The organism is Geitlerinema sp. CS-897, assembly GCF_028368005.1.
GTDB lineage: Bacteria > Cyanobacteriota > Cyanobacteriia > Cyanobacteriales > Geitlerinemataceae > Baaleninema > Baaleninema simplex.
The window spans coordinates 1-5005 of sequence record NZ_JAQNCQ010000078.1 but is presented as its reverse complement, the minus strand read 5'-3'; the positions used below and the strand labels follow the sequence as shown (position 1 = coordinate 5005).

General features: G+C 53.8%; 4 protein-coding genes. 2 read left to right on the top strand and 2 right to left on the bottom strand.

Annotated elements, in window-relative coordinates; translation table 11 throughout:
• A partial coding sequence (locus POG22_RS03995) for an IS30 family transposase (RefSeq protein ID WP_498903775.1) occupies positions 1-261 on the top strand: 261 nt, incomplete at its 5' end.
• A 582-nt stretch (positions 262-843) separates the two neighbouring features.
• Here the strand turns inward: POG22_RS03995 and POG22_RS03990 are convergent.
• Together POG22_RS03990 and POG22_RS03985 are read right to left on the bottom strand one after the other, a co-directional pair.
• Positions 844-1800, bottom strand: a complete 957-nt coding sequence (locus tag POG22_RS03990) for a LysR family transcriptional regulator (RefSeq protein WP_498903773.1) — start codon at positions 1798-1800, stop codon at positions 844-846.
• Between the two features lie 133 nt (positions 1801-1933).
• Complete coding sequence (locus POG22_RS03985) at positions 1934-4444, bottom strand: phospholipid carrier-dependent glycosyltransferase (protein WP_498903772.1); 2511 nt, start codon at positions 4442-4444, stop codon at positions 1934-1936.
• A 73-nt stretch (positions 4445-4517) separates the two neighbouring features.
• Between POG22_RS03985 and POG22_RS03980 the strand changes: the two genes are divergently transcribed.
• Complete coding sequence (locus tag POG22_RS03980; RefSeq protein ID WP_051044141.1) at positions 4518-4970, top strand: PPC domain-containing protein; 453 nt, start codon at positions 4518-4520, stop codon at positions 4968-4970.
• The last annotated feature ends 35 nt before the right edge of the window (positions 4971-5005 follow it).

Genomic DNA, 5005 nt, shown 5'->3' with positions numbered 1-5005 from the left:
GAAGAACTGGCTCAAAAACTGGGGGTATCCTGTTACTTTGCCAATCCTTATCATTCCTGGGAGCGAGGACTAAACGAGCATACAAATGGAATGCTTCGACAGTTTTTTCCGAAAGGAACAAATTTTAAAATCTTGTCACCAGATGCGGTCAAAAAAGCAGTAGATTTACTCAACGATCGTCCTCGAAAATCTCTTGACTATCGAACCCCTTCTGAGGTATTTTATAGTCAGGGATCGGAGACCGTTGCATTTCAAACTTGAATTGGCGCAGAATTAAGATCGTGCTTAACAACAAGAAGTTTTCTATTTTTTTGAAAGAATCGATCGATTGCCGATCGCGACAACAAATTTTCAAAATGGTGCATTTCACTCACCTTTGTAAAAATGTGAGTCTGGGGTAGGTTGGACTTCGGCAACGCTGCCGTTCATGGACTTCGGCAACGCTGCCGTTCATGGGTGGAGCGATCGCGAAACCCAACAACAACTCAATTCAGTGCAGAGACTTCCGATCTGATAAATTTACATTTTTGAGATGCACCCACGAAGTCGAACCCCAACCGCAGCTAACTCGAGGACTCAAGTTTGCATCCGATCGATTTATATTTTTTGAGATACGCTCAACAAATTTTATCTATTATACTTTAATTTTGTCGATTTAGTTTTTTTCAAAAAAGTTTCGACACAATTATCTTATTTTAAATGCGATCGCAGTTTCCAATGAGTTTTAGCAAATCGAAGCACCAGAAACAATCCTGAACTCTTTATCTCTATTCCCGATTTCCTGTTCCCCGTTCCCGATTCCCCGTTCCCTTTTTCCTTTTTACCCAACGTTTATTACACAATCTATTTAGGATTGCTATATGTAATCATATTTTTTAACATTGTCGATTCGACCGATCGCGGTACGAGTTCGCACACGAGATCGTAAAATTGGGCGATAGGCGGAATGGCCAATCGATCCTGAGTCGTCACCACCACCACCTGACGCGTCAAACTGGGAAACGAAGGATTGGGCGCGATCGCCCGTACCGTCAGCCCCGGATCGCGTACCGCTTCTAACAAAGCCGATTTCGGTAACAGCGAAATCAAATTTCCCTGTCGGACGATACCACGAAACGCATCGAGCGTATTGAGTTCTAAAGCCGCTTTAAAGGTCATATTTTGGCGACTGAAGGCATCGCGAACCAACCGCTGCATTCCATAACCGTCTTTAAAAACAACGTGTTCGTAACGCGCCAGTTCTTCCCAGGGAACCTCATCGTACCGTGCCAACGGATGATCGGCCGCCATTAACACCTCGACGGACTCGTCGAACAACGTCGAAACGACCGTTTCTGACGATGCGGTCAAACGAGAGTCGTTCATCACGATCGCCACGTCCACCAACCCATCTCGCAACACCTTCAACGCGCGATCGCTCCCGAGGGACGTAACGCGTAACTGCACGTTCGGACGTTCGACACAAAACCGCTGCAACACCGGCGGTAAAAACTGAGCGCACACCGAATGAATCGCCGCCACACAAAGCTCTGACTGCTTTCCTTCCGAGAGTTCCGCCAACTGGTTCAGCGCCGATTTCCACTCCCGACAAATTTTGAGGGCGTGGGGAAAAAAGCGATCGCCCGCGACGGTCAGTTTAGCCTGAGCGCCTCGGTGCAGCAACGGCAACCCGACCTCTGCTTCCAACCCCTGCACCTGCCGACTGATTGTCGATTGGGTGACGTCGCACAACTTCGCGGCTTTCTGAAAACTGCCCGTTTCGGCAACCGCCAAAAACGCTTGTAACTGCTCGAGTCGCATTCAAACTCTCAAAAGCATCAATCCCGGCGATTCTCCAGACCTTATCGAATTTTCGGGCGATCGACAGTATGGTGCGATACGGCTTTTCTCCACCGATACTGTCGTCAACCGGACGCCCCCCGATCGCGCACCATCACAGAGACGACAGCACTCGATAGGCGCGGAGGAGATTTCCGCGCATCAACGCAGCCACACCGTCGAGAACCTGTAGTTCCGATATTGTAGGATCGATCGCCAACGCGAGATCGATGGCCCGTTGCGCCGCTACCGGATGCCAATCGGCCAGGTTGACGATCGCCAAATACGCGTAAGCGTAAGGGTTATCGCCATCGAGTTCGACCACGCGCTCGAAAGCTGGAATTGCCCGATCGGCCCGTTTCTTCAACACCCACGCCAACCCCACCCCGTACGCCCAATCCGCGCGGTTGGGATACCGTTCGAGGCGAGATTCCAACGCAGCGATCGCGCGATCGAGATACCCTTGCACCGGATCGTATTGATTGATGCGTCCGATTTCGGCAAAAACGCGATCGATCTCCACCGTTCCCTGGGGAAACGCCGCCGCCAACTCTCGAAACTGCGTAGCCCGATCTAACTCGGGGGCTTCGACGGGAGACGCCGCCGGATCGAGAGAAATCGACAGCGACGGGATCGCGATCGCCTCAATCGCACCCGTTTCCAAATCCAAATACCGCGCCTCGAGAGCGTACGTTCCCGGCGGTAACGTCGCCGGAGGATACATCGCCGTCCGTTCCGTCACCTGAAACCGACAGCGATGGGGATCGCTCTGACACGCACTGTCGCCGGGGTGCGGTTGCGCCATCAAAAACCCCGACGCGATCGCGCGATCGTGCAACCAAAACGCCGAGTTCTCGCGATCGCCAACCTTGCGCCACGTCACCAACACCATACCCTTGGTGAATCTCGCCCAAGATCCCGACCATTGATACGTCACCGGAACCGCAGATCCCGGCGGAATCCGGGGCGGAACCATCACGCTATCGAGGCTGAGGCGTTGCGGTAGCGTCGGCGTTTCCGTGGCGGTAATCGTCACGAAGGGGCTTTGGCGGCGGTAGAGATTCAACCGTTCGCCGTCGGGAAGGGGAAACTGACGATGAAGCGAAAACTCGCCACTGTCTTCGACGAGAGCGACTGTATCGTCATAGGCGTCGGGAACCGAACCCGGATCTCCCGTCTTCGTGACGAACCAAGACAGCGATCGCACATCTTGGGGAACGTCGCGCGATCGCACCCCCACCTGACGCCCGTAAACCTGGAAATTCGCCAACGCCCCGTAATAATTCAAGTTATGCTGGTTCACCGCTGGCGTAGACGGTAACACCCCCAACGTCGTTTGCAAATACGGATCGGTGCGGGTAATCTCTGCGATAACGTCTGTATGGGGAAACGGTTGTCCTCGATAGGCGCGAGTCGTCGCCGGATCGAATTCCGTCGTCGGACGCAGGGAAATCACCGCCAACCCCGTCGCAGCGATCGCCGTTCCCCAGCGCACGCGCCATCCCCACCCCGTCAACCCGTAAGCCATCACCGTCGCCAACACGGGAAGATAGGGCAAGCTGTAGCGCCAGTCTTTGTTAATGTTGAACGAACAGAGTAGATAAGCGCCGATGAGGAAGACGGCGAGCCATTTTAGAGAGGGAGAGGGGGAGAGGGGGAGATGGGGAGATGGGCGGTTTTTTTGAGTCAATAGAAGTTTGACAAGTCCGGAGATCGACACCGCGAGGAACAGCCAGGAGACTTGTTCGGGGAGGATTTCCAGGTAGTACGTCCAGGCTTTGAGGTGGTTTAGAGGAGGATCGCCTTCTGCGATCGCCGAATCGATGGTGGCGCGTTTGCTAGAGGTGAGAACCAGTAACCAATTGGCGCGATACCACCATCCCCACACCAACGCCGACACGCCGAAACTGACGACGAATTGTAGGAGTTTTTCCCAACGCCGCGAGATCGTGAGTTCTCCGAAAACCCAAAGCATGGGAACAGTTAAAAACAGGGCGATCGACTGTTTCAGGAGAATTCCCGCCCCCAACGCCAACCCCCAAAGTACGGCGAACGTCCAACTGTGGGGGCGATCGTCATCTGCATTGCGCCAAAGCGTGAGAGTGAAAAACGCCAACGTCGTCACGGCGGCGAGGGGATAGTCGAGGAGAAAGTCCAGACGAACGGCGATAAGCCCCGGAAACAGCAAACACAACACCGCCGCCCACACCCCGACGCGGTGCGAAAACAAATGGCGTCCCAAGCCGTAAACGCTGACGAGGAGAATTCCGCTAAAAAAGAGGTTAACGAGCGTCGTGCGATCGAATCCAGTGCCGAAGGCGTGATGGATGGGAACCGTCGAGATGTAGGTCAGCGGCGGAATCTTCGAGGACAATAGCCACAGTTGCGTCCACCACTCAGATGACCACCAGTCCGGCGTTTGAAACGCTTTCCAGTAATTGAGGGTTCCCGTGAGATAATCGGCGCGATCCCAATCGGGAACTCGGAGATCGAACATAAACCAGAGGCGATCGATCGTGGCGGCGATCGCCCAAAGCCCCAACAATTGCACGGCTGGCTGGCAGCGAAACCCTTCTAAGAGAGTGTCCCCCATCGATTTCAGGCGATCGCGCGTAAATTTTTGCATCCTTGCCTCAATTTTGTCTGTGTGTGCCTCGAGTATCTTGGTATTGTGAAGCCAGTGGTTTATAGCAGATTCGATGAAACACGCTCTGATAGCTCGACTGACGCAAGCTCTCGCAGTTCCGGCGATCGCAATGACGCTCCAGACGATCGCGACTCCCGTTCGAGCGCAAAATAACCTCTACAACCCCTCGTTACTCCCACCCAGCGGTGAGATAAACGGAACCCTGTCCGAAGCAGACATTCCGACCGGACAAGGCGGTTTCGCCCACGATTATCTCGTGCAGTTAGAAGAAGGCGATCAAATCACGATCGACGTTCTTTCCGATAGCTTCGATACCATTGTGTCGCTCATGACCCCTGACGGCTTGACCATCGCCGAAAACGACGACGGCCCCGACGGAACGACTAATTCTCTCCTGTTCGCTCGCATTACGCAATCGGGAACCTACATCGTGCGCGTTCGAGCGTTTGGTGCCGTCGGTTCGGGGCCGTTTGACTTAAAAGTGACCCGCCTGCGTCCGATTTAGAAAGGGAGAAAGGGAGAAAGGGAGAGGGGGAGAGG